Source organism: Ancylothrix sp. D3o, assembly GCF_025370775.1.
Lineage (GTDB): Bacteria > Cyanobacteriota > Cyanobacteriia > Cyanobacteriales > Oscillatoriaceae > Ancylothrix.
Genome location: NZ_JAMXEX010000013.1, coordinates 38879 through 64682 on the forward strand (window position 1 = coordinate 38879; position 25804 = coordinate 64682).

At 44.2% G+C, this 25804-nt stretch carries 19 protein-coding genes; 4 read left to right on the forward strand and 15 right to left on the reverse strand.

The annotated features are described in order from the left end of the window. Window positions 1–67: 67 nt before the first annotated feature. Window positions 68–976 (forward strand): hypothetical protein, encoded by a 909-nt coding sequence (locus NG798_RS19460; RefSeq protein WP_261225365.1) that lies wholly within the window; start codon window positions 68–70, stop codon window positions 974–976. Between the two features lie 32 nt (window positions 977–1008). On the opposite strand, the gene NG798_RS19465 is transcribed toward NG798_RS19460, so the two are convergent. From NG798_RS19465 to treZ, 7 genes are all read right to left on the reverse strand, one after another. Next, window positions 1009–1740 carry a DevA family ABC transporter ATP-binding protein gene (locus NG798_RS19465; RefSeq protein ID WP_261225366.1) on the reverse strand — a complete coding sequence of 244 codons (732 nt, stop codon included), beginning with the start codon at window positions 1738–1740 and terminating at the stop codon, window positions 1009–1011. Between the two features lie 61 nt (window positions 1741–1801). Beyond that, window positions 1802–2959: an ABC transporter permease DevC gene (devC, locus tag NG798_RS19470; RefSeq protein WP_261225367.1), complete on the reverse strand. Its 1158-nt coding sequence runs from the start codon at window positions 2957–2959 to the stop codon at window positions 1802–1804. A gap of 13 nt (window positions 2960–2972) precedes the next feature. Beyond that, the gene (locus NG798_RS19475; protein ID WP_261225368.1) at window positions 2973–4490 is read right to left on the reverse strand and encodes an HlyD family efflux transporter periplasmic adaptor subunit; all 1518 of its coding nucleotides are present in this window, start codon (window positions 4488–4490) and stop codon (window positions 2973–2975) included. 307 nt (window positions 4491–4797) lie between these two features. Then, the gene (locus tag NG798_RS19480; RefSeq protein WP_261225369.1) at window positions 4798–5535 is read right to left on the reverse strand and encodes a phycocyanobilin:ferredoxin oxidoreductase; all 738 of its coding nucleotides are present in this window, start codon (window positions 5533–5535) and stop codon (window positions 4798–4800) included. A 154-nt stretch (window positions 5536–5689) separates the two neighbouring features. Further along, entirely contained in the window at window positions 5690–7996 is a 2307-nt protein-coding gene (gene glgB / locus NG798_RS19485; protein WP_375338984.1) for a 1,4-alpha-glucan branching enzyme, read from the reverse strand. Window positions 7997–8332: 336 nt separating this feature from the next. Continuing rightward, window positions 8333–11110 carry a malto-oligosyltrehalose synthase gene (treY, locus tag NG798_RS19490; protein ID WP_261225371.1) on the reverse strand — a complete coding sequence of 926 codons (2778 nt, stop codon included), beginning with the start codon at window positions 11108–11110 and terminating at the stop codon, window positions 8333–8335. A gap of 190 nt (window positions 11111–11300) precedes the next feature. Continuing rightward, window positions 11301–13130, reverse strand: coding sequence for a malto-oligosyltrehalose trehalohydrolase (treZ, locus tag NG798_RS19495; protein WP_261225372.1), 1830 nt, complete (start codon window positions 13128–13130; stop codon window positions 11301–11303). 292 nt (window positions 13131–13422) lie between these two features. On the opposite strand from treZ, the gene NG798_RS19500 reads away from it, so the two are divergent. Beyond that, window positions 13423–14199 (forward strand): YebC/PmpR family DNA-binding transcriptional regulator, encoded by a 777-nt coding sequence (locus NG798_RS19500; RefSeq protein ID WP_261225373.1) that lies wholly within the window; start codon window positions 13423–13425, stop codon window positions 14197–14199. Window positions 14200–14256: 57 nt separating this feature from the next. Here NG798_RS19500 and NG798_RS19505 read toward each other — a convergent pair whose 3' ends face one another. After that, window positions 14257–14604, reverse strand: a complete 348-nt coding sequence (locus tag NG798_RS19505) for a DUF86 domain-containing protein (RefSeq protein ID WP_261225374.1) — start codon at window positions 14602–14604, stop codon at window positions 14257–14259. Beyond that, entirely contained in the window at window positions 14591–14908 is a 318-nt protein-coding gene (locus NG798_RS19510) for a nucleotidyltransferase family protein (RefSeq protein WP_261225375.1), read from the reverse strand. The genes NG798_RS19505 and NG798_RS19510 overlap by 14 nt, the downstream gene beginning before the upstream one ends. Before the next feature lie 254 nt (window positions 14909–15162). Here NG798_RS19510 and NG798_RS19515 point away from each other — a divergent pair, with 254 nt between their 5' ends. Continuing rightward, on the forward strand, window positions 15163–16383 hold the full coding sequence (locus tag NG798_RS19515) for an FAD-dependent hydroxylase (protein WP_261225376.1): 1221 nt from the start codon (window positions 15163–15165) through the stop codon (window positions 16381–16383). Here the strand turns inward: NG798_RS19515 and NG798_RS19520 are convergent. The 4 genes from NG798_RS19520 to NG798_RS19535 all read right to left on the reverse strand — a co-directional run bounded on the left by NG798_RS19520 (window position 16374) and on the right by NG798_RS19535 (window position 21092). Continuing rightward, entirely contained in the window at window positions 16374–17720 is a 1347-nt protein-coding gene (locus NG798_RS19520) for a CHAT domain-containing protein (protein WP_261225377.1), read from the reverse strand. The genes NG798_RS19515 and NG798_RS19520 overlap by 10 nt on opposite strands. A gap of 27 nt (window positions 17721–17747) precedes the next feature. After that, window positions 17748–18920 carry a DUF1822 family protein gene (locus tag NG798_RS19525; protein ID WP_261225378.1) on the reverse strand — a complete coding sequence of 391 codons (1173 nt, stop codon included), beginning with the start codon at window positions 18918–18920 and terminating at the stop codon, window positions 17748–17750. A 13-nt stretch (window positions 18921–18933) separates the two neighbouring features. Then, entirely contained in the window at window positions 18934–20661 is a 1728-nt protein-coding gene (locus NG798_RS19530) for a sigma-70 family RNA polymerase sigma factor (RefSeq protein ID WP_261225379.1), read from the reverse strand. 287 nt (window positions 20662–20948) lie between these two features. Further along, complete coding sequence (locus NG798_RS19535) at window positions 20949–21092, reverse strand: S-layer homology domain-containing protein (protein WP_261225380.1); 144 nt, start codon at window positions 21090–21092, stop codon at window positions 20949–20951. A 93-nt stretch (window positions 21093–21185) separates the two neighbouring features. On the opposite strand from NG798_RS19535, the gene NG798_RS19540 reads away from it, so the two are divergent. Continuing rightward, window positions 21186–22724, forward strand: a complete 1539-nt coding sequence (locus tag NG798_RS19540; RefSeq protein WP_261225381.1) for an NAD(P)/FAD-dependent oxidoreductase — start codon at window positions 21186–21188, stop codon at window positions 22722–22724. 173 nt (window positions 22725–22897) lie between these two features. Here NG798_RS19540 and NG798_RS19545 read toward each other — a convergent pair whose 3' ends face one another. Both NG798_RS19545 and NG798_RS19550 read right to left on the reverse strand, forming a co-directional pair. Further along, window positions 22898–23269 (reverse strand): hypothetical protein, encoded by a 372-nt coding sequence (locus NG798_RS19545; RefSeq protein ID WP_261225382.1) that lies wholly within the window; start codon window positions 23267–23269, stop codon window positions 22898–22900. Between the two features lie 70 nt (window positions 23270–23339). Beyond that, a complete protein-coding gene (locus tag NG798_RS19550; protein WP_261225383.1) occupies window positions 23340–25547 on the reverse strand; it encodes a chromosome segregation ATPase in 2208 nt (735 codons plus the stop codon). Window positions 25548–25804 lie beyond the last annotated feature (257 nt).

Genomic DNA, 25804 nt, shown 5'->3' on the forward strand with positions numbered 1-25804 from the left:
TCGCCTGAGAGTTTTTCTTTTGGCTTCAAATTTAGAAAAAAACCATCAATTTTAGCGGTGATTGCCTATGTCTGCCCCCATTATTCTCGTTGACCCCCTATTAGCAAAAGCCCCTCCAAAACCTCCTGCCAAACCACAAAGCACTCAAGATGGATCTGTGCTTTGGATGGGAGCGTCTGGCGTTTTACTTTTAGCTGTGATTGGTTTAGCAGTTTTTAGCCAAGTTAAAATCAGCCAAATGGCGAAAAAACTCCGCATGGAAGATTTCAAAAACCGCGAACTTCAAAAGAAATATAAGCTGGCGGTTGGCACTATTACCAAAATGGAAAAAAACCCAGATTTGGTACACTCACGCGAGTTTAACCTTGATTATCTGAGAATGCGGATGGCTGAGGAAACTTTCCACTTTTCGATAGTTAATCAAATTCGCGTTAAAGTGAAAGATAAAATTTCTTTGGCTTTGCGACCTACTCAAGAAACTCGCGGGGTGGCGCGTCAAGTTGATGAGATTTTTGATGTGGAATACGAAACCGGCGAGGGTGCGGAACTGAAAAAAAGGGTACTGTTTCGCATTCAAATTAGGTTAACTAAAATTCCCACTCAACCAACTTCTGTTACTATCGGTCAAATTATTGATTGCATTGAAACTTATTTGAGCACTACTGAGGATAATGATACTTGGCAACCGACAATTCAAGGCCGGGTGGCTTATATTCATTGGGATCAAAAAGCTAAACCTACGCCGCTTTTGGTTTTAGAGCAATCAAATGAAGGTGTTAATGTGACTTTTGCAACGAAGCGTCGCGGTGGGCCGGCTTCTACTCAAGAACAAATGGCTGAAACTAAACCCCAAACTTCTCTGACTGCTGGCCGACGCACTTCTTTAACGGGTGGAAAAACTGAAAAAACGGCTGGAAAACCGGGCAAAACTAACGATAAAACAAGCGGTCGTTCTACTAAAACCGGCAAGCGTTAAAGAGGTGTTTATGGAAGTACAAATGCAGTGGTTTAATGGGATGCAGTGGCTATAATTGCATCATCTTTTGTTAAACATCCGTCTTCCATGTGTACGATGCGGTCGGCTACGTCTAAAATGCGGTTATCGTGAGTGACAAGTAAGATGGTGCATCCTTGTTCTTTTGCTAGTTTTTGCATGATTTCTACGACGTCTCGCCCTGATTTACTATCGAGTGCGGCGGTTGGTTCATCTGCTAAAACTAATTTGGGGTGACTGACTAAGGCTCGTGCAATGGCTACTCTTTGTTTTTGTCCGCCTGATAAATTTTCAGGATAATAGTTGATGCGTTCTCCTAAGCCGACGGCTTCTAACATTTGTGTGGCTCTAATATTGACTTCTTGGGGTAAAATTTCTGGGTGCAAGTCTAGGGACATTTGGACGTTTTGTTTTGCTGTTAAACATTTTAGTAGGTTATGTGCTTGGAAAATGTAGCCGGTGTTTCTTCTGACTTCTACTAATTTATTTTTACCGGCTCCACACAGTTCTATTCCCATTATTTTTATGCTTCCTTCTTGCGCGGATCTTAAGCCTCCTAGCAAGGTGAGTAAGGTGGTTTTTCCTGATCCAGAGGGGCCGGTCATTATGACGATTTCTCCGGGGTAAACTTCTAGGTTGATGTTGTATAAAACTTGTTTTCGTAGTTGGCCGGTGCCGAAATAATGGTTTAGGTTTTGGATGTTAATCACCGGCTCATTCCAACGGTCTAACTGTTCATTGTTCATGGTTTCTCCCGGCGTAGCGCTAAGTTTTTTTAAAAAAGATAAGAGTTTAAAAAATAAGAATTTAAAAAATATCTGCGGGATCTGCGGCGCTTAGTTTTCTTAAAGCTATGGCACCGGAAATTACACACATGATAATGCTTAATGTCATTACAGTTGTTGCGCGAGCAAAGGTCATTACCATCGGTAAGCTGGTGGCGTTTCTGGTTAAATTATACAAGCCCATTGATAAAACTACCCCCGGCATATACCCTAAAATTGCTAAGATAATTGCTTCTTGTAAAACAACTCCAAAAAAATAGATATCTCGATATCCCATTGCTTTAAGTGTGGCATATTCTGCCAGGTGATCGGCGACATCGGTGTACAATACTTGATACACAATGACAATCCCAACAATAAAACCCATTGCTGTACCAAGGGTAAATACAAAACCAATGGCTGTACTGTTTTGCCAATAAGATTTTTCAAAGTTAATAAATTCTTCTTTGGAAAAGACTTTAATATCTTGAGGCAATTTTGCCCGCATTTCTTGGACAATTTCTTTTACTTGTTCTTCGTTGTATCCTGGTTTAAGTTTGACTACGCCGACATCAATTAAGCCTTTTTTTCTTCTGGTAAAAATCCGCAAAAAATTCAATTCGCTGGTAACAAGATTGCCGTCAGCGCCAAAAGATGCTCCTAAATTAAATAATCCTTTGACCGTTATGCGGCGGCTTCCGACTTCTGTTTGAATGTTTTGGCCGGCTTTAAACATTTCAGGAACCGGCCCAAATTCTTTGCGTGAAGCTTCATCAAATAACACCACATCAGCCAGTTTAATTTTATCTATATTTTGGGTGACTCCGGGTAAATCAAATATCGGCGCAAGCGGATCAAACCCAATCACTAAAATGCTTCGAGTTGCCCGGTTAGTGGGGTTTTTCCACAACGTTAAATCTAAATAAAGGGGGCTTATTGATTGAACTTGGGGAAAGCTTAAAGCTTGAAATAATCGCCTTTCTGGAAAACTTTTCATGGCGATTAAAGCGGTTGATTGCGGACTAATTAAAAATACATCGCCATCAATTTGTTTATGCAAACGAATCGAACTGTCAAACAAAGCATCCCGAAATCCAAGCTGCATAAACATCAATAAATCAGCAAACCCAATGCCGGCAAGTGCTACCAGCAAGCGCATTTTTTCGCGGGAAAGTTGTAACCAAGCTAAGGGTATTTTCATAAATTATGTCATTTTAAATTGTAATTTTGACTTCGACTTGCATATTAGTTAAACCGGCCACTTTTTGACTTGATTCGGCGTCTAAGCGAATTTTAACTTCTACTACCCTAGCATCAACATCAGCAGCGGGGTCAGTATCTAAGACATCTTTTTTGCCAATTTTTAAGCCAACTTCCTCAACAGTTCCTTGCAATTCTTGTTTGATTGCTCCGCTGGAAATAGTGGCTCGTTGACCGAGTTTCACTTTACTGATATCGCTTTCATAAATCTCTGCAACAACAAACATTTGATTTGTGTTTCCAATTTCCGCAATGCCATCATTGCCGATAACTTCTCCGGGCCGACTGTGAATTTTTAAAACTTGTCCGTTAATGGGAGATTTAATATAAGATTGGTCTAAATCTGCTTGGGCTTTTTCAACAGTCGCCGCCGCACTATTAACCTCGGCTTGAGCGCTTTCTATATCCACCGGCCTGATTTCGGCAATGCGAGCTAACGTTGCTTTAGCTTCATCTATTTGCCTTTGCAAAGTTGATTCTGTTTTACTCAAATTTGCTTCCGCTTCTTTGATTTGCTGTTCCAAAGTTTCTACGGTTTGGCGACGAGTAGCCGTTGTTTCGTTAATTTGTTCATTGCCGGTGCTTTCCAGCTTTTGCAGTGTTGCTTTTTCTTCAATTAATTGCTCTTTACTGATAGCAATAATTTTATTAAGGTTCGCTTGTTCTTCTTTCAGTTGTTGTTGAGTTGTTTCTAAAGTTAAACGCTTACTATCCAAAAGCGAAATTGAAATCACCCCATCGCGGTAAAGTTGCAAGTTGCGATTATATTCAGATTCAGCATTATTAACTTGCGATTGAATGCGGTTAATAGTTGCTTCTTGCGCTGCTATTTCTCCTTTTAGCTGTGCTTCTAACCGGCTAATTCTGGCTGCTTGAGATTGGGTATTGCCTTTAACTTCGGCTTCCAGACGAGCAATTGTTGCTTGGAGAGTATCTTTTTCGCCTTGCAATTGAGCTTTTAACCGGGCAATTGTTGCATTTTGACTTTCTATTTCGCCAATTAATTGCGCTTCTAAACGAGCGATAGTAGCTTTTTGAGCATCTATTTCACCTAATTTTGCACCGGCTTGAACTTGTGACAATTTTGCCTGTGCAACTTTCACTTGTTTTTCTGCTTGTTCAACAGAAGCGGCTCGCTGGGTGCGGCTATCGAGAATTGCAATAATATCACCAATTTTAACAGTAGCGCCTTGTTGCACCAATAACTCTTTAATTCTTGTGCCTTCCAGCGAAGAAGGCGCAGAAAGTTTAATTACTTCGCCTAATGGTTCTAGCCGGCCTAACGCTGTTACTGCTAGGGGTGCTGTTGGAACGGTGGCCGGTGTTTGTTCCGTTTTAGATGCTTTAGTAGCAGAAAGTTGAGAAAAACCCACAATCGCGGCAATAATTGAAGCTATAGTAACAGCACCAATTAGCCACAAGCCGGTAGGCTTTATCAAAGGTTTATCTTTGATGGGGGATTCTTGAGCCATAGTATTTTAGATTTTCGATTTTTGTTGAGAATTCTTTGGGGATGGCGAGTCAACGGTGAAATATCAATTTTTACTGTGCGGGGGATCGATAAACTTTTCTGCCATTTATTATATCAGAAACCTTGAAAAAAGTTAGCAAATAAACCTGATATTTAAGGTTTTTTGGTAAAAAAGATAGGAAGGGACACTTTCGCCGGTTTTGAGAAAAGGGGTGAGGCGATGGGAGGGTAGAATTTAAAGAGGATATTTAAGGCTATTTGTTGTCAGGTATGACAAATAGTGCCGGTGTATCCCCTGCGTTTAATTGTTATTCTGGAATATCAAATAAAACGTTGGTCATGTAATAATTTGCCCACTCAACCCCAAAAGCTTTTTCGAGAACGCGGCGAGTTTTATCATTTTTTTGTTGTTTTGTGCAATAGTTAAGTTGACCGGCAATAACCTCTTGATGTTGTTCGCCAGACACAGGAGAAAGAGAAATAGCTTGCTGACAATGAACTCCTAAAAAAGATTCAACCCGGTTAACAAAATGACTTTCTTCATCAGAATTAGCGGGGCGAATAAACAGACAAAAAGAAGAAAAAATATCCCCCCAAGCTGGTAACTCACGAACTTGAGAAAAATCAACAGCAGGAAGAGAGTTTAAAGAATTAACATAGCCGGTGGGTAAAGAACCATCGAAACTAACAGGAGATAAATCAACAATTGCCGCACTAATTTGGCCGCGTCCGCCTACCAAATCGGTACCAAACATCGGCAAAGCATAATTAGAACGGGGAAACATAACACAGTGGAGAATATCTAAAGTTGTACCAACCCGTGCGAGTTCCAAATGAAGTTTACGAAATTGAGGAGTTTGATAACAGCGATTTTCAATGGTTAATTTTTCGCCTTCCAGCCGGCCCTCAACATAACCCAAATCTTCTGGGAGGGGATAAGGGGAAAGGTCGAGATAACGCTGCCAAACAGCCTCAATGCGGTTGGCTAAATCGCGGATCATCGGATGCTGCTGTTCGCGCAGAGAGGCTGTGGTGCTATTGGACATGAACATGACCCCATTGCAGGTGTAGACGATCCTTAATCTTACCTGTGATGGGGGGTATTGTTTTGAAGGGGAGGACACAGAGGCATACAGAGAGGAAAGACCCCTCTGTGACTCTAATAGCCTAACTCTGCGTCCGGGGAGTCAAGAAAAATCTCTACTCTTGAGGTAGGGCACTTTTGAGTGCACCAGCAGTTTTTTGGCGGTCAAGCTTAAACATCAAGACACCAAGGGGAGGGAGACAGACATCAAGCGAATAGGGCCGGTTGTGACTCCACCATTCATCAGACCACTTACCGCCATAGTTGCCCATATTGCTACCGCCATATTTACCAGAATCGGTGTTAAATAGTTCGATATAAAAACCGTGATCCGGCACACCGACGCGATAGTGGCTGTGGGGTTGGGGAGTGAAATTGCAGACAGTAACGATGTATTCATCAGAGCCTTTAGCGCGGCGGATGAAAGAGACAACACTGTGCCGGTTATCGCTACAATCGATCCACTCAAAACCAGGTTGGTCAAAGTCTTGGGTATAGAGGGCCGGTTCTGAGCGATAGAGGCCGTTGAGTTCGCTCATAAACAGTTTGAGCGACTGGTGAGCCGGGTGTTGCAAGAGGTGCCATTCAAGGTCTGACCAAACATTCCACTCGCTCCATTGGCCAAACTCCATACTCATAAAGAGGGTTTTCTTGCCTGGGTGAGCGTACATATAGCTCAGCAAAGCGCGGACGTTGGCGAATTTTTGCCATTCATCACCAGGCATTTTGCCAATGAGGGGGCTTTTGCCGTGTACGACTTCATCGTGGGAGAGGGCCAGCATGAAGTTTTCGCTGTGGTTGTACCACATACTAAAGGTGATGTTGGTTTGGTGGAACTGGCGGAACCAGGGGTCGAGGTGGAAGTAGTCGAGCATATCGTGCATCCAGCCCATGTTCCATTTGAGGTTGAAACCAAGACCACCGACGTAGGTGGGCCAGGAAACCATTGGCCAGGAAGTTGATTCTTCGGCGATGCAGAGGATGCCGGGGAAGTAGCTAAAGAGGAGGTGGTTAACTTGGCGGAGGAAGTCGGCGCCTTCGATGTATTCGCAGCCGCCGTAGTCGTTGGCGATCCATTCGCCGTCGGGCCGGCAATAATTGCGGTAAATGATGGCGGCGACGGCATCAACGCGGAAGCCGTCGATGTGGTATTTGTCGAACCAGAATAGGGCGTTGGCTACGAGGAAGTTGCGGACTTCGTTGCGTCCGTAGTTGAAGACGAGGGTTCCCCAGCCTTTGTGTTCGCCAATGCGGGGGTCTGCGTGTTCGTAGAGGTGGGTGCCGTCAAAGAAGGCGAGGCCGTGTCCGTCTTTGGGGAAGTGGCCGGGTACCCAGTCTACGATGACGCCGATGCCGTTGAGGTGGCATTGATCGACGAAGTACATGAAGTCTTCGGGGGTGCCGAAGCGGGAGGTGGGAGCGTAGAAGCCGGTGACTTGGTAGCCCCAGGAACCGTCGAAGGGGTGTTCGGCTACCGGCAGCATTTCGATGTGGGTAAAGCCGAGTTCTTTGACGTAGGGGATGAGTTTGGCTGCGAGTTCTCGGTAGGTGAGAAAGCGGGCGCCGGGGCGGAGTTCGGAGGTGATGACGACGGGTTCTTCTTTGCCGTCTGGGCCTAGTTTTGAGGGTTCGGCGGAGCTTGCGTGCAGCCAGGAGCCTAGATGGCATTCGTAGACGGCGATGGGTTGTTTGAGGGGGTCTGTGTGCCGCCTGGTTTCCATCCAGTTGTCGTCGTTCCAGGTGTAGGTGTCGAGTTGGGTGACGATGCTGGCGGTTTTGGGCCGGACTTCTTGCTGGAAGCCGTAGGGGTCGCTTTTTTCGTAGATGTGGCCGTCCCAGTTTTTGATTTCGTATTTGTAGTGTTCACCGGCTCCAATGTCGGGGATGAAGAGTTCCCAGATGGCGTTGTAGCGTTTTGCCATTTGGTGTTTGCGTCCGTCCCAGTGGTTGAAGTCGCCGAGGAGTGAGACGTTGCGGGCGTTGGGTGCCCATACGGCGAAGTAAACTCCTTTTACGCCGTTGACTTCGGTGAGGTGGGCTCCGAGTTTTTCGTAGATGCGGTGGTGGTTGCCTTCGGTGAAGAGGTGGTAGTCAAATTCTGTGAGTTTGGCATCGCGGAAGGCGTAGGGGTCGTATATGACGCGCTCGTGTTCTCCTTCTTTGATGCGTAGTTGGTAGTTGGCGAGTTCGGGGGTTTCGATGATGCACTCAAAGAAGTGGGGATCTTGTACGGACTGCATCGGGTATTCTTTTCGCTCTTGGGGCAGTAAGACCCAGGCGGCTTGGGCGTTGGGTAGGTAGGCTCTCACGGCCCACCGGCTGCTTTTGCCATTCTGCTCAAGAAGATGGGGGCCAAGTACCTCGAAGGGGTCGTGGTGTTGGTTCCATACGATGCGGTTGATTTGATCCGGAGCGATGGTCATTGACATATTTTACCTAATATGCTATACGGTTTGGTCTGGGAACGGGTGGAGTTTGTTCTGCCGTTCACTTTACCAGTGAGGGGGTGAGTTCTTGTAGCGGTTGTTACCGAGCAGGCCGGTGTCAATGGCTACTTTTTAAATTTAAACAAGTTTAACGATTTGTTATAAACCTTAACAAGATACTATCAAACTCTCTTATTTTTGAGAAAAAAAATTTACCCCTCTGGGCGGAGGGGTTTTTGGGGGGGCGTGGGGGCACAAGCCGTAGGTTGGGTTGAGTGAGCGAAACCCAACATTCCCGCGTTGGGTTTCGCTCACTCAACCCAACCTACGGTTTTAATTCAGTAGTAAGGCGACGGGGAAGTGTTGTAAGGTTTGGCTAATTAAGAGGTTTCCGTTGGCTTGAATTTGTTGGCCGGTGAGGGTGTTTTGGAAGCTGGCCGGCATTCCATCGGGAAGTTGAATTTGGGTGTCTTTCCAAATGTCTCCGAGGGGGTTTTCTGTGGGTTGGATGAGGGAGGTTAAAAAGCGGGGGGCGATGATGATTGCTGTTTTGTTTTCATGCAGTCGGGCGTAGGCGATAATGTGGTCTTTGTGGGTGCCGGTGATTTCGAGGGGTTTGTAGTCTCCGTTGAGGAAAAGTTCGGGGTTTTGTTTGCGGGTTTCTAGGAGTTTGTGAACGAGATACATTTTGATTTTGGCGTTGCCTTTTTCTGCTAGGAGTTCTTCTAGCAGTTGCAGGTTATTGCTTTGGGTTTTTTGTTTGATTTCTGCTAGATATTCGATGCGTTGTTGGAAGTTGACGGGCCGACGGTTGTCGGGATCAACGTGGGAGAGATCCCATAGTTCGGTTCCTTGATAAAAGTCTGGAACTCCGGGGGAGGTGGCTTTTAATAAGGTTTGGGCGAGGGAGTTATAAATGCCATATTCGGCGATTTTCTTTTGGAAGGGTAGGAATTGTTGGATGAATTCTTCGGAGGTTAAGGCGGTGTCTACAAATTTCATGTAGCCATCTTCGTATTCGCTGTCTGGTCGTAACCAGGCGGTGTGTACTTTCGCTTCTTTGACGGCTTTGATGACGTAGTTTTTCATGCGTTCTATGTAGTCTTCGTCTACTTTGCCGTCGAAGGGAAATGTACCGACAAGGGTTTGATAAAAGAAGTATTCGTCGTTGGTTTCGGGGACAATTCGTCGTTTGAGTTTGGTTTTGTTTTGGCGGTTTATTTGACTCCAGGTTTTGATTTGTTCTTCCCATTCTTCGGGAATTTCTGAGAGGATGTTGATGCGGGCACGGACGTCTTCGCCTCGTTTTGTGTCGTGGGTGGCGGTGGCGTTTTGGGCGTGGGGCCAGTTTTTGCAGCGGTCGATGTTAAAGTTGTGATATTCTTCGAGGCTGAGCCCAAAGTGGTTGGGGGCACCACCTACTTCGTTGAGGGAAAGTAAGCGGTTATAGACGTATAAAAGGGTGTCTTCGATGCCTTTTGCCATGAGGGGGCCGGTGAGTTGTTGTATCCTCATTGCAAAGTATAGTCGTTGGTCTTTTTGTTCTTGGGTTAGGTTTTCTTCGTATTCGAGAAGAAGTAGTTTTTCGATGAAGTTTAGTTCGTTGATGAGTTGGGGAATTAGTTCTTTGGCTTTTTCGATTGTTTCGATGATGTAGCTGCGATCTTCGTCTTTGATGCCGTTTTCGTCGATGTAGGTTCGGTAAACGGGGAAGATTTTTAAAACTTCGACTAAGGCGCGTTTTAAGCCGTAAACTGTGAAGTCTCGCCCGTAGCGGGATTGTTCTGCTATGCCTTTGAGAATTTTTGCAAGGTTGTCGGCGTCACCGGCCAGGTTTTTGTCGAGGATTAGTCCTTTTTTGTCGAGGTAAAGTTGTTCGTAGGGGGTGTATTGTCGGGTGAAACGGCTGTAAATTTCGCTTAATTTTTCTTCGTTTTGTTGTTGGCAAAAGATGCCGTTGACGATGTTGAGATAGTCGTAGCCGCTTGTGCCTTGCACCGGCCATTCTGAGGGGAGGTTTTCGTTGGGTTCGAGGATTTTTTCAACGGTGGTGTAGACGTCGCCGTTTTTTTCGCGGAGGCGTTGCAAATATTGTAGGGGGTTATATAGTCCGTCGATGTGGTCTATTCGTAGGCCGGTGAATTTTCCGTGTGCAACAAGTTGGGAAATTAAGGCGTGACTTCTGTAGAATACTTTGGGGTTTTCTACTCGTACTGATATGAGTTCGTTAACGGTGAAAAACCGGCGATAGTTGATTTCTTCTGCGCCGACTTTCCAAAATGATAGCCGGTAGAATTGATCGCTTAGTAAGTCATCAAGGAGGTTAAAGCTTTCGGGGTTTCCTGGTTCTCCGTTGAAGAGTTTAATATTTTCATCGATGAAGTTTTGAATTTCTGGTTGATTTTGATAGAGATCCCAGAGTAAGGATTTCACGAAGGTTACTTGATCATATCGTTCTCGGCCTTTGGATTCTGTGGGGATGTTTTTAATCATGTACAGAATGCCTAAAAGTTTCACAAAGTCTGGGTGTTTTCTGCCAATACTTTTGCCGAGTTTGCCGAGGTTTTGGGTGAGAAGTTTGGTGTAAGATTCGCTGCGAATGGGGAAGCGTTGACCGAAGTAATTGACACTGAGGCCGGTTTCGTCGTATTGCAGTTGGAGTTCGCCGTTTTCGAGGGCTGCGCTATAAAAGTTTCCTAATAATGGGGCGAGTAATCCTTCTTTGATTTCGCCATAGGGTGCGTTCCAGGTAATATCAAAGTAGTCAAAATAATCGGAGTCGGAACCGTGTTCGAGGATGTCCATTAAAAGGAGGTTGTCGGGGTTATAAGCCATGTGGTTTGGCACGATGTCTTGTAACCATCCCATGTTTTTACTTTGCAGTTGGCTGACGAGTTCTTCAAAGTCTTCTTGGGTTCCGAGTTCGGGGTTTATTTGATTGGGATCTACAACATCATAGCCGTGTGTGCTACCGGCTGTTGCTTTGAATATTGGGGAGGCGTAAAGGTCTGTGATTCCGAGTTCTTCAAGGTAGGAAATGATTTTTTTGGCTTCGTTAAAGTTGAAGCCTTTGTGGAATTGAATGCGATAGGTTGATGTTGGAATTCTCATGGTTTTTTTAGGTGTGATGGATTTTTGAACCGCAGATGTTAGGCGTAGCCGGCACTTCGTGCGTACGCAGATTAACGCAGATGGCTTATCGGTTTTGGCATAGATAAAGGGGTTTTGGATAAGTTCTTAACCTATCCTATTTATCCGCGTTTATCTGCGTTTATCTGCGGTTAAATAATTCTTTCTAAGATTAGCTGAGTTGGTACACTGCAAAACTTTGAGGTTTGATGGTGAGTTGTTTTCCGCTTTCTATTGTTTCGGGTAAACGACTACCGCTACCTAGCCATTTTTCCTCGCTGGAATCGAGGATTTTTTGCCATTTGCCGGTGGGAATTTGGGCGGTAAAATGGCTTTCGTTTTGGTTGAAGTTCATTATGGCAAAGATTTGGTTATTGTCTGCCCACCGGCGCAGGAAGATGATTTTTTCTTCTTCGAGACTCCAAACATCTAAACTGTTTTTATCGAGTTTTTTGATGGCGGGTATGGTACGCCGCATTTCGATGAGTTTTTGATGCCATTCCCAGAGGGTTTTGTGTTTTCCTTGTTGTTTTAGTTGCCAGTTAAGTTTGCACTTGTTGAAGGTTTCTTCACCTTGGGGGTCTTGGTATTCTCCTCGCCCTTCAAAGTGTTTGAATTCTTCTTTTTTGTCTTGGCGTACCATTTCGATTAGTTGGGCGTCGCTGTGACTGATGAAGTAGTAGAAGGGGGCGGGTTCTCCGTATTCTTCTCCCATGAATATAAAGGGAAGAAAGGGGGAAATGAAGACGGCACCGGCTGCGAGTTTTAAGGCTTCAAAGTTGATTGTTGTTGATAGTCTATCGCCGTTTATTCGGTTGCCTATTTGGTCGTGGGTTTGGGCAAATACGACGAATTGTTGGGCCGGTTGATCTTTGGAGGCGTTGCCGTGTTTTCTGTGCCGGTGGGGGGCATATTGGCCGGTGAATACGAAGCTTTCTCGAAAGGATTTTTCGAGGTGTTCGCATTTGCCATAGTCTTGATAGTAGCGGTCGTTTTCGCCGGTTAATAGGGCGTGTAATGCGTGGTGAAAGTCATCGCACCATTGGGCATCTAAGCCGAAACCTCCGAGTTCTTTGGGGCGCAAAATTTTGACGTCGTTTAGGTCGCTTTCTGCTATTAAGTACAGTTTTCTTCCTAGTTCTTCTCCTAAGATGGCAACGTGATCTGAGAGTTCTTGAAGGAATGGTCTAGCGCCTACTTCAAAGATGGCTTGGATGGCATCTAGTCGCAGTCCGTCGATGTGAAAGTCTCTGAGCCAATATAAGGCGTTTTCTAGGAAATATTCGCGGACTCCATCGCTATAATGGTCGTCAAAGTTGAGGGCTTCTCCCCAAATTGGCCGGTATTTGTTTGTAAAGTAGGGGCCGTATTCTGGCAGATAGTTTCCTTCGGGCCCAAGGTGGTTATATACGACGTCTAAAATAACTGATATGCCGTGTTGATGGCAGGCATCTACGAATTTTTTGAGGCCGTCTGGCCCGCCATAAGTGTTTTGAACTGCGTAGGGAAATACGCCGTCGTAGCCCCAATTTCTGTTCCCAGGAAATTGGGCTACTGGCATGATTTCTATGGCGTTTATTCCAAGCTCTTTTAGGTTTTTTAGATGCGGGATTGCTGCTTCAAAGGTTCCTTCTTTTGTGAATGTTCCTATGTGCAGCTCATAGATGATCATTTCTTGAATGGGGACACCGGCCCAGTTTTGCTCTTTCCATTCATAGCTGTTGGGATCGATGATTTGGGAGGGGCCATGTACGCCTTCGGGTTGATAATAGGAGGCGGGATCAGGGAGGTTTTTGTTTGCTTCTAGTTGATAATAATATTGTGTGCCTGGTTTTATTCCTTGGACTGTTGCTTTCCAAAATCCCTCGATTTCGTCTTCTTTTTTCATGGGGATTAGACGTTCTTCGGGGGTGATTATTTTGAGGGCTACTTCTTTTAATAAGGGCGCCCAAACTGTAAATTCACAGGTTTCGTTGCCAGTATAATATGCGCCAAGTTTCACGTTTTTTTGGCTCCTTGGGTGTGTTTATTTTTATGATTACGGGCGAATAGAGTCTGGTTTATTTCCTATTTATTAGGATATATTTTGGCAAGGTGGGAGGTAACTATCTTTAGGTATATTTCGGTTGATGTTTCGGAAGAGGGAGCACAGATGCGCTGGGGAGGGGAGATTTTTGGGATGGGGGTAAGGGGACAGGTTTGTGTTGAAGGTTTGGGGGGAGACGTGCTAATTTAAGTAGTTGCTCTGGTTTGGAGCGAAATGTTGTTTCGTTTAGTTGTTTTTTGGATGTTTTATGGCCGGTCATAGTAAGTGGGCAAATATTAAGCGTCAAAAGGCGAGAGTTGATGCGGTGAAGGGTAAGGTTTTTACGAAGATTTCGCGGGAAATTATTGTTGCGGCGCGTTCGGGTATTCCAGATCCGGCGGGTAATTTTCAGTTGCGAACGGCTATTGAAAAGGCGAAGGCTGCGGGAATTCCTAATGAGAATATTGAGCGGGCTATTGCTAAGGGTGCGGGTAAGTTTGGTGCGGATGGTAATAGTTTGGAGGCGATTCGTTATGAGGGTTATGGTGCTGGGGGTGTGGCGGTTATTGTTGAGGCTTTGACGGATAATCGTAATCGCACTGCGGCTGATTTACGGGTGGCTTTTAGTAAGAATGGTGGGAATTTGGGGGAGACTGGTTGTGTGAGTTGGATGTTTACTCAAAAGGGTGTGGTGACGGTTTGTGGGCCGGTGGATGAGGATAAGTTATTGGAGGTTTGTTTGGAGGCTGGGGCTGATTCTTATGAGTTAATTGAGGGCAATGAGGAGGATGATCCTCTTGATGCTGAGGTGTTTACGGATGTGACGAATTTGGAAGGATGTAGTCAGGTTTTGAAGGCTGCCGGTTTTAAGGTTAAGGGGGCTGAGTTTCGCTGGATTTCTAATAATTATGTTGAGGTTAATGAGGCGGATCAGTCGCGTTTGTTGTTGCGTTTGATGGATGCTTTGGATGATTTGGATGATGTGCAGAATGTGACGGCTAATTTTGATATGGCTGATGATTTGGTGTTTGCGCCGGTGGGTTAGTTTTTTCGTTTAGGTAATGATTGAGGCTGTGTGGGTGTGCCGGTGAAAAAATATGGATTATTCTTCATCTTCCGCCGGCACCACTTTTTCAATTTCCGCAATTAAGGCGGGTAAATTATTTTGCACGACTTGCCACACTACTTCTAAATCAACTTTATCATATTCGTGGACGATAAAGTTACGCATTCCAATGATTTGAGTCCAGGGAATTTGACTAAGTGACAGCCGCGTTTGTTCAGAAATTCGTCGTCCAGCTTCCCCGACAATTTCTATTCTGCGAATTACTGCATCTTGCACTAATCGGTTTTCAAAAAACTCTGTTTTCGTTTTTCCGGACACATACATTAAAGCTTGTTTTGCAGACATTAAAATATCCACAAGTGAATGTAAATCACGCTCTAACATAAATGAGCTCCGCAGAATTTAAAATTGCTTTGCGTCGTAAATAATTTAAGCTGTTTTCAATTGCTCTCTTGCTCACTAAGTCTACATCACGCCCAAATAGGGATTTTAATTCTTCTTCCATTTCATCTAAATCGCTGAAAGTAGTACCGGCATCAGGGGCCCATTTCACCAAGATGTCTATATCGCTATCAGGCCGAAAATCATCCCGCAAAACTGACCCAAATAAGGAAAATTCTATGACTTTCCACCGTTGACAAAAATCTGCTATTTTATCCATTGGGAGGTCAATATTTTTTACTTTCATATCTCACCTCAATCACTGTTTTATCTTAGCAAAAAAAATGGCTGAATAAGCATGGCAATAAGAACCAGAAAAACGAGTGAACTCCCACCTACACACACGAAACCCGCCTTCCCCGACTAAGAAAAGCGGTTTTAGGCAGAATTTTGATGTCACCGGCCATTTCATCCCCCTACCCCCACATCCCAACTTGCGGCACAATATTAATTAAGAAATGTAAATAACCCTTAACTTGACAAAACTGCTTAAATATGGTAATGAACGCGCAAAACCAAACACCGGCCTTTGATTATGATATCGCTATTGTGGGTGGGGGGATTGCCGGTGCCACTCTGGCCGCCTGCTTGAACAATTCTGGCCTAAAAGTTGCTTTGATTGAAGCGCAATCTCAAGAAGCAGCAGCCTCAAAACAACAGGTTTATGCTATTACTTTACTGTCGGGAGAGATTTTTAAAGGCATAGGAATTTGGGAGAAAATTAGGGAGAAAATTGCCGGCTTTTCGGAAATTAATTTATCGGATACCGGCAAAGTTGGGGCGCTTTTTTATCCTGGTGATTTAAAGCGAGAAGAAGTTGGCTATGCCGGTGAACATTCGGCGATTTTGCCGGTTTTGCAGGAGTTTATAAACACTTGTTCTAATGTTAGTTGGTTTTGTCCGGCACAGGTGGCCGGTGTTTCTTATTATGGCGATTTTGCGGAAATTGAACTGTTAGAAAATTCCCAATCTAAACGCATTAAAACTCGTCTTGTTGTGGCTGCTGATGGTGCGCGTTCTCCCATCCGCGAGGCGGCGGGTATTCGTACTAACGGTTGGAAGTATTGGCAATCTTGTATTACGACGAGAATTAAACCGGAAAAAGCGCATAAAAATGTTGCTTATGAGCGGTTTTGGCCGAGTGGGCCCTTTGCAATTTTGCCTTTACCAAATAATCGTTGTAATATTGTTTGGACTGCACCTCATGCGGAAGCAAAGGCGATGATGGAACTTAGCGATGAGGGGTTTTTGGCTGAGCTAAAACAGCGTTATGGTGAGCAAATGGGGAATATTGAATTGGAGGGAGAACGACGTATTTTTAATGTGCAATTAATGCAGTCTGAATGTTATGTTTTGCCGAGGTTGGCGTTAATTGGAGATGCGGCGCATTGTTGTCATCCTGTGGGGGGTCAGGGTTTAAATATGGGTATTAGAGATGCGGCGGCGTTGGCTGAGGTTTTGAGAAAAGCGCATCAAAAGGGTGAGGATATTGGGGCGTTGAAGGTGTTAAAAAAATATGAGGGTTGGCGAAAGTTTGAAAATTTGGTGATTTTAGGGTTTACTGATTTGTTGGATCGGATGTTTTCTAATAAGTTTATGCCGTTGGTTTTGCTTCGTCAGTTGGGTTTGTGGGTGTTGAGAAAGGTGGGGCCGGTGAAAGTTTTAGCCCTACGTTTAATGACCGGCCTGTTAGGAAGAATGCCTGAAGTTGCTCAACGCTGAGGATAGTTTGGGGTTATTGTTGGCATAACCCACCCTACTTTTTGGGGTTTTGGTTTGGTTTGTGGGGTGGGTTTGTTGAGCAAAGTTTGGTAGGCAAAAAACAGCAAAATAGCACCTATCACTATTCCTCCCATCGTGAAAAATAAGGTTTTATTTTGTTTTGGTGGGGGCGGAATTAAGCTAGATTCGCTGTTTGTTTCGGGGGGAGTTTCGGGAGGAGAAGAAATCACCGGCCACTGCAAGGGTTCTGCTAGGGGATTTGCCGAAATAAATGGCAACCAACTTGCCCCAGGATAGTTTTTTTCTAAGTTGGACGCTTCTCGCAATTTTGCTTTAGCTTTTGTCATGGCGCGGTCTAAGGAATTTCCTTGTGAAAATTCTTGTAAAAACTTTTTTAAAAATTTCTGGGCTACCATATCTGGAACGGGTTCTCGCCAAACTATCACCTGGGGGATGTTCATTTGTTCGAGTTTTTTTGCTAATCCCAAACCATCACAAGAGTTAAATATTGCTAGTTTTAAACCTTTTTCTGCTGCTTCTTTTAAGGATTCTTCTATTTCGCTAATTTCTATGCGTTCTTCTTGGTTGATATAAAGGTAGCCAGTTTCTCCGGCTTTTTTGCTCCAACTGTGACCGGCAAAAAATAAAATATCCCATTTTTCATGCCACAGTTTTTCAAATTCTTTGCGTTTGGGTTCCGGGCAAAATTTCACTTCAGCACCCGGTAATTGGTTTAAAATTTCCAGATCGTGGTTTATATCAATATTTTTACGGTTGCCCAAAATTGCTAAAATTTTGAGTTTTTCTGTGGTGACAGTTTTGGCAGGACGTTGGTAGCGGCGTGGCCCAATTGTCACTCCTGCTTTTTTATAGCGCGACAAAAGATCCCAGGTATCCCAAGGCATTTTTCGCAGCAAATCGTTATCAGTTAAAACCATGACCCTCACTTCTTCATCGGGCTGTAAGTTAGTTCTCAATTCATACTGAAGTTCCCGAAATTGGTCACAATTTAACCACTCTCGGAAACTCATAACCAACTCATCAAATGATTCTTTGCATTCTTCTTGAATTTGGCTAATGGTTTTAGTCCGTGTTCCGCCTACTATAATGCCTCGGTGGCGTCCTTCTAAACTGCGGTATCTTTCTTGCCATTTATTATAGTTTTCTCGTAGTTCTGGTGCAGCGCGAAGTTTGCCGTTTGCAGCTATTGTTGTGCCATCATCATCATCATCATCAGAGTTTGTTTTAAGGCGGCTTACTCCTTTGATTCGCAGCGAAACAGCGAATTCTTTATCAAAATCGGCATAGTCTATAGATAAAATGCACACTTTCGCCATTGTTGTATCCCCCAAGCCCCAACGTAATTAAACTTCAAAAGTTTCGGTGATGCTTTGATCTCCCGCAGTTATAATAACACAGAATTGATCGCCTGGTTGATCCGTTGTTAAATTTATTTCGATAAATAATGTTTCTCTACCGGCTTCTTCTTCTTGCATAGTTTCTTGTTGTTCATTTTGCACAATGAGTTTCACATTTGGTTGCAAGCAAAGTTCCCCCGGTGCCGGTTGTAGTTGCAAACAAATGTCAGTTTTTCCTTCTTCTTTAGGAGTGACTGTCATTACTAACCGGACTGTCGGTAACACTTCATTTCGCCAATCGGTTGCATATACTTTTTGGGCGGTAATTGATTCTTTGGCAGCCCAATATGTCTCCTCTAAACTCTGCCAACCGGCCTCCAAAACTCCCTCCAACCACCGGCCCAAATTCACCACCGGCTTTATCACATTTTCCATCCCCATTCGCTTTTGATAAAGCTTTTCTCTCCAAGCTTCATTACTAATCAAAGCCACCCATTTTTCCACCGCTACCTCTGGTACTAAGCGCGGCGAATAAATTGCATTATTCCCTAACTTCTTCAGCAAAAATTCCGCCTCATTTTCGCTAACAATTTCCAATTCTTCTAGTTCTTCCCGCACATCCAAACCTGTTAGTAATTCCATCACCATTAAACTTTGGTTTAAAGCCGCCACTGGCAAGCTATAACTGCGATCCAGAGGATTATAAACCCCATCATTTTTTAACTTTCTGTGGGTAGCAAAACCGGCAATCTTCAACCAGCAATCTTGCTCATCGCTATCTAAATTAACTCCCACTGCCAAATAATAGTCTCCTACCCAGTTTGGGTTATCTACCCATTCTTGAGGCACTCTTAATTCAAAAATATCTAAATCATCGCTGGGAATTAAAATTAAACGCATTTCTCCTACATTAATTGCTGTCCCATTAAGCACTTCCCAAAGCGTTATTAAACTTTTAAGACTCGGCAAAACTAAAGGCTTAATAGCTGTTTTCTCTTCTCTCAGCCAGTCTTGTAACCATGCAACAAAAGTTTTTAAACAAACCGAATTAAGATACGCATTGTAGCGAGCAATGGGGTTAGAAAAGTTTTCTGTTTCTTTCCAGGCTGTTTCTTGGTCTTCCGGCGTAATTTGCGCTTCCATTTGCTCAAACATTTGTCTATTTTTAATCTTAAACATTTTTTGACTCTCCTTATTTATGTTCCCGAATTAAATTCAGAGTTTCTTGCAAAATAACTTCAATCTTGTTCGTGGCGATTTCGGATTTCCACGAGAACTTTAATTTTTGGCAGCTTTTCTTTACCAAATCTTTATAAACCATCCCCAACCAGACATCTACATAATTTTTAATCCAGTCATTGAGGGTGCAAATTAACTGCTTTTCTAAGTTGTGCTTTGCTTGTTTTAGTTTGGCTTGCACTTCTTCTAACGGTATTCCTTGCAGTTTTGCTATTTGTTCAACCGCAATTTTTTGACCATAACAAACTTGTAAAATCTGCTGAGATTCTGCTTCTAGCTTCTTGATTGCTTCCACCAATCCTGCTTGAATTAAATCAAAATGTTCGGGAGAACGGTATTTGTTAATTAGCCAACCATCAATATATTGCTTAACCCATTGATCCGCACCTGATATCTTCGTTAAAGTCTGCAAAAAGTTTTTGTGAATTGTGTCACGTCGGCGGCTTATACTCGACTGCTTGACTCCCAGAAACTTCTCCATTTCTTGCTGGGTTAACCCTATTCCATAATTTAACAACAAAAGTTTATGTTGTTCTGGTTTTAGGGTTTGCAATTTTTGCCAAAAAGCTGCTTGGGTTTCTTTAGATAACTGCGGAAAAGTTGGTTTTTTTTGTTCAGAGGGTGTCGGTGTTTCTTCCTCTTCCTCATTTGCGGGAATTGTAATACCGGCTTCCTCTAAATAATCCAGCGAAAGAGGAATTTTACGATAATTTTGCAAAGCTTCAATGCAGCTTTTCATCCAACTTTCTATATTTTTTCCCCTCACATTTAAACCGGCACTCACCTCATGCGGTGCAATTGGCAGCATTTTTTCAGCATTATAACATTGCGCCGCCGCTTCAAAATCTTGACTGTCCGGCTCTGGCCATTGTTGACCTTTTGGCCGGTTGGGATTTTTAACTTTGATGAGATAAACTTGCCGGAAATACTTTCGAGCAAACAAAAAACAAGCAATTTCTGCGCTGTCAAAGTTAGCTTTTGCTAACGCATCTTTTAGGTTTTCCTCGCCTTTTGTACAAAGCAACCGCCACCGCGAAAAGCGCCGCACTTTTGCTTCAGATTTAATTGTATTTATCAGCGCCTTTTGAACGTAGTTTGCCAGCGTTCCTTGCGAATTTTTGTAACTTTTCAACAGGCTAAATAACTTGTTAAAATCATAAACAAAAACCATCGCTATCCCGAAATAATCATCCCAAGAATGCTCAGGCGATTGAGAAAAAATTTCCTTAGCAGCATAATAACAATTGGTCTGAAAATAAGCCGCCAAATGTTCCATCGCTAGTTGATTTCGGTTGACCGGCTCCCAAATTTGCGGCTCACACCGGCCCGTCGCTATTTTCAGCCAAAACAAAGCAATTCCTTGCTCCTTATCAGCCAGCCGGCACAATTGCGATAACTCCTGTTCCTTTTTTTGATATAAATCAAAATTTCTTACTAAGTGAGGACGCTGTTTCCATACAATGCGAGAACAACCTATACCCGCCTCGAAAATAGAAGAAGTGCAGAATTTGTCTTGATTGGCCGGTCGCTGAGACAGTCTAGGGATATTAGACATTTTCGCTGATTCTCCGCAAATCACTCCAAGAGAAACCAAAAACACATTTTCATCAAATTTTATAGCCCAGGCATCTTGGCTGCCTTTAACTTTATTTAACGGCGATGTGTAAGAAAAACTTACCATGAATTAACCTCACAAGCTAAAAGATTTTTGCCACATTACTTTTACCCTTTGCAAAAGCAATAGATAGCATAAGCAAGACTTGCCTCCCCCTAGTCTACTCTCTTAATTAGCACCGGCCTTTCCAGATTATGCAGGTGGCTGAGACCAAATTGTAAAAAAAATCACAAAAAAGGGCAAAAAACGCCTCTAAATTTCATACCTCCCCATTTGTTTCTAACTTTCTATAAATGAAATCAGCCCCTAAAATTAGTATTTTTTGACAAAATTATAGTCTGCAAAAAACTATTTTATTCAGAAAAATTCCTATCAGCACAAGCACCATTACCCCTAAAATCTCCCTCTGAATAGCCATTTATAATTGCTTGCTGTTGAAGTTGCAGGATAGATTTTTGATAAAAGTGATTTTGAATATCTGAAAAATCAATTGCCATTTTTGATTAACTCCATAAAAAAATCTAGGTTGCAGAAAAACTGGTTTTTATATTAACTAAAGACAGATCACTTTCAGGATAAAGAAAAGACAAATGACAGATGTTATCGTCATCGGTAGTGGGATCGGTGGGTTATGTTGTGCCGCACTTTTGGCACGTTATGGCTTAAAAGTGATAGTATGTGAGAGCCATTCCGAGGCCGGTGGCGCCGCACATGGCTTTGAATACAAAGGCTTTAAGTTCGATTCCGGGCCATCGCTTTATTCTGGCTTGTCTTACAGTCCTTCTACTAACCCCCTCAAACAAGTTTTAGATGCCATTGGGGAAAGCGTACCCTGCCTCACCTATGATACTTGGGGCTGTTGTTTGCCAGAGGGAGACTTTGATACACAGGTAGGCGGTGAGCAGTTTTGTGAGATTTTAGCAAAATTCCGGGGTCAAGAAGCCGTTAGCGAGTGGCGCAACTTGCAAAAAGTGATGGAACCGCTCTCTCGTGCCGCCACGTCCATGCCACCACAAGCCTTAAGGTTTGATTTGGGAGCCATTTTCACCGTAGGCCGGTTTGCCCCCGCCCTATTACCACACCTCGCCAGTCTGCCAAAAATCACAGCACCATTCTCACAAATTATCGATGAAGTTGTTTCCGACTCTTTCATCTCCAATTGGCTGAACTTATTGTGCTTTCTACTTTCTGGACTGCCGGCATCAGGCACCAGCACCGCCGAAGTCGCCTTTATGTTCGCCGAATGGTATAAACCAGGCGTTGTGCTAGATTATCCCGTTGGTGGCAGCGCCGGCCTGGTTGATGCTTTAGTGAGAGGTTTGCAAAAACACGGCGGAGAATTGATGCTGAATACTCATGTGCAGCAAGTCTTGATCGAAGGAAACCGCGCTGTGGGAGTGCGTTTGCGTTCTGGCAAAGAACTCCGCGCCAAAAAAGCTGTCGTCTCTAACTGCTCAATTTGGGATACCCTGAAACTGTTGCCAGAAGGTGCATTGCCGAAGAATTTTCGCCAAAATCGGGAAAGTATGCCAGAGTGTGATAGTTTTATGCACCTGCATTTAGGCGTTGATAGTGCCGGTTTGCGATCCGATTTGGCTTGTCATTATATCGTTGTCAACGATTGGCAAAAAGGCATCACCGCGCCGCAGAATGTCGTTGTGGTATCGATTCCCTCAGTTCTTGATACATCGTTAGCACCGGCCGGTAAGCACGTCATCCATGTTTACACCCCCGGAAATGAGCCTTACAGCCTTTGGGAAGGCATGGATAGAAAAAGTGAAGCTTATGTGAGATTTAAGGAAGAACGCTCACAAGTGATGTGGCAAGCTTTGGAGCGAGTTATTCCTGATATTAAAGAACGTTGTGAGGTGACATTAACCGGCACTCCTCTCACCCATGAGCGGTTTTTACGTCGCCATCGCGGTTCTTACGGGCCGGCTATTGCGGCGGGCTCTGGTTTCTTTCCGGGGCCCCTGACTCCCCTCGATGGGTTACTTTGTTGTGGCGATTCCACTTTTCCAGGGATCGGACTGCCGGCGGTGGCGGCGTCGGGGGCTATTGCTGCGAATACTTTGGTGCCGGTGAGCAAGCATTTAGAACTTCTCAATTTTTCTTCGGTTGCTAACTGATTGGAAACCAACGCCGCCGGTTAAGAAAAGCCAATAATTTTTGAACCCCCGGAGGGGGTTTTCTTCCTTCGTGTAGCCACCGATTTTAATCGGTGGCGTTTTTAATCGGTGGCGTTTTTAACCGGCGGCGTTTTTAATCGGTGGCGTTTTTAACCGGCAGCGTTGGTTCCAGCTTAAAGTTTCAATTCCAAAGGCTCGCAAAATTCCTGAATTCCTTTTTTTACAACATACATCAACACCGGCGCCCCTAAAATCGCCGGACAAACACCTTTTTGTTGCAGAGAGTCCATCACTACTCCATATTTTCCATTTAAAAAATCCTCTCGCAAATTTTCCTCACAAATAGCCACGCGGCATCTTTTGGCAAAGCCATCTAACCACTCAGGGCCATCTGGCTGCTGACCTACTTCTATTGCTAAAACCAAGGCCGCATCTTCTAAATCTCCTTCACAATCTTCTATCACATCCAAAGCTTTTAAAGCTTGTTCATAGGCCGCTAATTGGGTTCGGAATTGAGCTATTTCTTCAAAAGTTACTTTTGTCATAGTTTTATATAAATAAAAGTCTTAGAAGCTTTGTTTTTTGAGAGCAAAACTTCTAACACTTTCGGAAAAATTAACGAGGGGTAGTAGGAGTTGATTGCGGTGCCGGTTCCGGTATCGGTGCCGGTGCAATTTGTCTTTGCCACAGTGTAATTTGTACTTGAGCCGCCGAATAAGTGCCGGCATAAGAAGGAATTTTGCGAGCAATTTCAATTGCCCCTTGCGGATCATAACTTGCCTGTTGTTGAGCAAGCGATAAAATTTGATCGCTCCACTGATTAATCATGCTATCGGCTTCTGAACGCAAGCGGCTACTATCAGAAACTTGATTTGCTGCACGAATAGCAGAAGCCAGCGTTTCCGGTGTTCCCATACCGGCATAACGATAAGCATCCTCAAGATTTTGCCGGCCACGAAGTTCCCCTTTCCAAGCTTGGATGGCATCTTGCGCTTCACCATACAAAGCACGTCCGCTGATAATTCTTTCCGCTCGGTTGATCGCATCGGAATATTGACCCATTGCCGCTAACTGACGGGCATTATCCATAATAGGCCGGTCTTGTTGTTCTTGGATTTGCCGGTTCCATTCATCAATTTTTGCTTGCGCTTCCTCATAAAGCGCTCTACCACTGCCTATTTTTCGGGCTTGGCTAATAGCAGCGTCTAAAGACTCAGGACGACCACCCCGCGCTAATTGATTTGCTATATCCAAAATAGGCCGGTCTTGTTGTTCTTGAATTTGCCGGCTCCACTGGTCGATTTTTTCTTGCGCCGCCCCATAAAGCGCCCGATTTCTGCCAATAATTCCCGCTTGATTAATAGCAGCTTGCAGCGAATTTACATCCCCAGATCGGGCTAACATTTCTGCTCTTTCTAAATAAGGCCGGTCTTCTTGGGTTTCAATTTCTCCTCGCCAACGGTCGATTTCTGATTGCGCTTCCTCCCAGCGAGGTTTAGAGCGATCAATTTGTTCGGCTTGCGAAATTGCGGCTTTTAAATCATTAACACTGCCGGTGCGAGCCAAAGAGCGAGCTTTTTCTAAATACCCTAAATTTTGGATGCTGTCTTGCCACTCAGTAATCAAGCGTTTGGCTTTGCTATAAAGAGGCCGATTTGGGGCAATTTTTTGAGCCGCTGCTATGGCAGATTCTAAACCGCTGACGCTATCTTGCCAGGTTAAAGATTGGGCTCTGGCTAACTCAATAAAATCGGCAACTTCTTCTTTTAGTTTCGCTTCTTCTGGAATTTGACGGGCAATTTCAACCGCTGCCGATAAGTCGCGTTTTTCTAGGCTTTCCTCTGCCAAATCCATCATTTTTTGACTAAATTCTTTGATGGCTTCGCGGGATTTTTCATAAACGCGACTGTTTTTCTCGATGCTTTGAGCAACTTTAATTGCTTCGAGGAGTTTTTCTAAACCCCCTTGATCTGCAAGGCTATAAGCTTTGCCAAGTTTGCTGCCATCTTCGCGGGCAACTTTCATTATGTTGGTGATTTCTTCGTACTTTACCGTTGCCCAGTATTGGTTTTCAATATCCAGCAATTGTACAGCTTCTCGGAAGGCTTGCGGCCAGTTTTGTTTCCGCAGTTCGGCTTCTGCTTTGTTATAAATTTCCTCAGCTTTTGACCAGATAGACTGCCAATTATTTATGCGTTCTTCTACGAGGCTATAAACCGGCACATTGGCAGGAATTTTGCGTGCCATTCCAATAGCTTCTTCTAATTTACCGGCATTAAAAGTTTGGTCGCATAGCTGCAAAAGTTGTTCTGACCATTCTTCAATATTGCGGTTAATTTCGGGGCGCAGGGGGTGGTCTTTGGGGAGTTCATTAACCAGTTGAATTGCTGAGAGCAAATCATCAACGGTGTCTTTATTGGCGGCAAGTTGAGCGCAATACATTCGCAAACTGGCGCTTGCCATCGGCCAAAAAATTGCCGGACAATTGGGCACTGCCGGCAACCGCAACAATAAGGCAGTGGCAATGGCACCGCTAGTGACAAAAACAACAGCCGACGAGCCGACCCAAAATTTCCAACTGTGCAGAAGTTTTTCTAAGCTTTCTATGGGGACGCGCAGGCGGGAGGAGGCCGAGCCAATGACAGAATCCGCTACGGTACGACCGTCTGGTTCCAGAGAGGCCGGTGGCACGCTTTGAGGCACTGACCCTCCAGACACCGGCGTGCCTGCTAAGGGTGGAAGCCCACTAAATTGGCTGTTGTTGATTGGTTTTAAAGACCGGTCAACGCGGCGCCGGTCTCTACCTCTGCGAACTCTTGTCATATCCCACACACCAACAGTAAATCTGTCATTTAAAATGCCCGCAAATAGCCATTTGATTATGTTATCGGCTACATAAGACTTATGAAATTTCCGTAAAGAACCGGAAGGTCTTTAAGAGATTTTTCGGCTTTGTACCAGCTTAATCTCAGGCTGGCTTTTTTTGCGGTTCAGCGTCGCCGTCTCGAAAAAAAAGCTTTTCTCTTGCTGATTTTCCTTGGGGCGCACGCTTCTTAGAAACTTTATCTACATCTTGCCGT

Excerpts from the sequence above, each read along its gene's own strand:
- NG798_RS19545 (WP_261225382.1), bottom strand. The coding sequence starts at position 23,269 with ATGACAAAAGTAACTTTTGAAGAAATAGCTCAATTCCGAACCCAATTA.
- NG798_RS19505 (WP_261225374.1), bottom strand. The coding sequence starts at position 14,604 with ATGTTAGAGCGTGATTTACATTCACTTGTGGATATTTTAATGTCTGCA.
- NG798_RS19500 (WP_261225373.1), top strand. The coding sequence starts at position 13,423 with ATGGCCGGTCATAGTAAGTGGGCAAATATTAAGCGTCAAAAGGCGAGA.
- NG798_RS19510 (WP_261225375.1), bottom strand. The coding sequence starts at position 14,908 with ATGAAAGTAAAAAATATTGACCTCCCAATGGATAAAATAGCAGATTTT.
- NG798_RS19460 (WP_261225365.1), top strand. The coding sequence starts at position 68 with ATGTCTGCCCCCATTATTCTCGTTGACCCCCTATTAGCAAAAGCCCCT.
- glgB (WP_375338984.1), bottom strand. The coding sequence starts at position 7,996 with ATGACCATCGCTCCGGATCAAATCAACCGCATCGTATGGAACCAACAC.
- NG798_RS19540 (WP_261225381.1), top strand. The coding sequence starts at position 21,186 with ATGACAGATGTTATCGTCATCGGTAGTGGGATCGGTGGGTTATGTTGT.
- treY (WP_261225371.1), bottom strand. The coding sequence starts at position 11,110 with ATGAGAATTCCAACATCAACCTATCGCATTCAATTCCACAAAGGCTTC.
- NG798_RS19520 (WP_261225377.1), bottom strand. The coding sequence starts at position 17,720 with ATGGCGAAAGTGTGCATTTTATCTATAGACTATGCCGATTTTGATAAA.
- NG798_RS19480 (WP_261225369.1), bottom strand. The coding sequence starts at position 5,535 with ATGTCCAATAGCACCACAGCCTCTCTGCGCGAACAGCAGCATCCGATG.
- NG798_RS19525 (WP_261225378.1), bottom strand. The coding sequence starts at position 18,920 with ATGTTTAAGATTAAAAATAGACAAATGTTTGAGCAAATGGAAGCGCAA.
- devC (WP_261225367.1), bottom strand. The coding sequence starts at position 2,959 with ATGAAAATACCCTTAGCTTGGTTACAACTTTCCCGCGAAAAAATGCGC.
- NG798_RS19465 (WP_261225366.1), bottom strand. The coding sequence starts at position 1,740 with ATGAACAATGAACAGTTAGACCGTTGGAATGAGCCGGTGATTAACATC.
- NG798_RS19530 (WP_261225379.1), bottom strand. The coding sequence starts at position 20,661 with ATGGTAAGTTTTTCTTACACATCGCCGTTAAATAAAGTTAAAGGCAGC.
- NG798_RS19535 (WP_261225380.1), bottom strand. The coding sequence starts at position 21,092 with ATGGCAATTGATTTTTCAGATATTCAAAATCACTTTTATCAAAAATCT.
- NG798_RS19550 (WP_261225383.1), bottom strand. The coding sequence starts at position 25,547 with ATGACAAGAGTTCGCAGAGGTAGAGACCGGCGCCGCGTTGACCGGTCT.
- NG798_RS19515 (WP_261225376.1), top strand. The coding sequence starts at position 15,163 with ATGAACGCGCAAAACCAAACACCGGCCTTTGATTATGATATCGCTATT.
- NG798_RS19475 (WP_261225368.1), bottom strand. The coding sequence starts at position 4,490 with ATGGCTCAAGAATCCCCCATCAAAGATAAACCTTTGATAAAGCCTACC.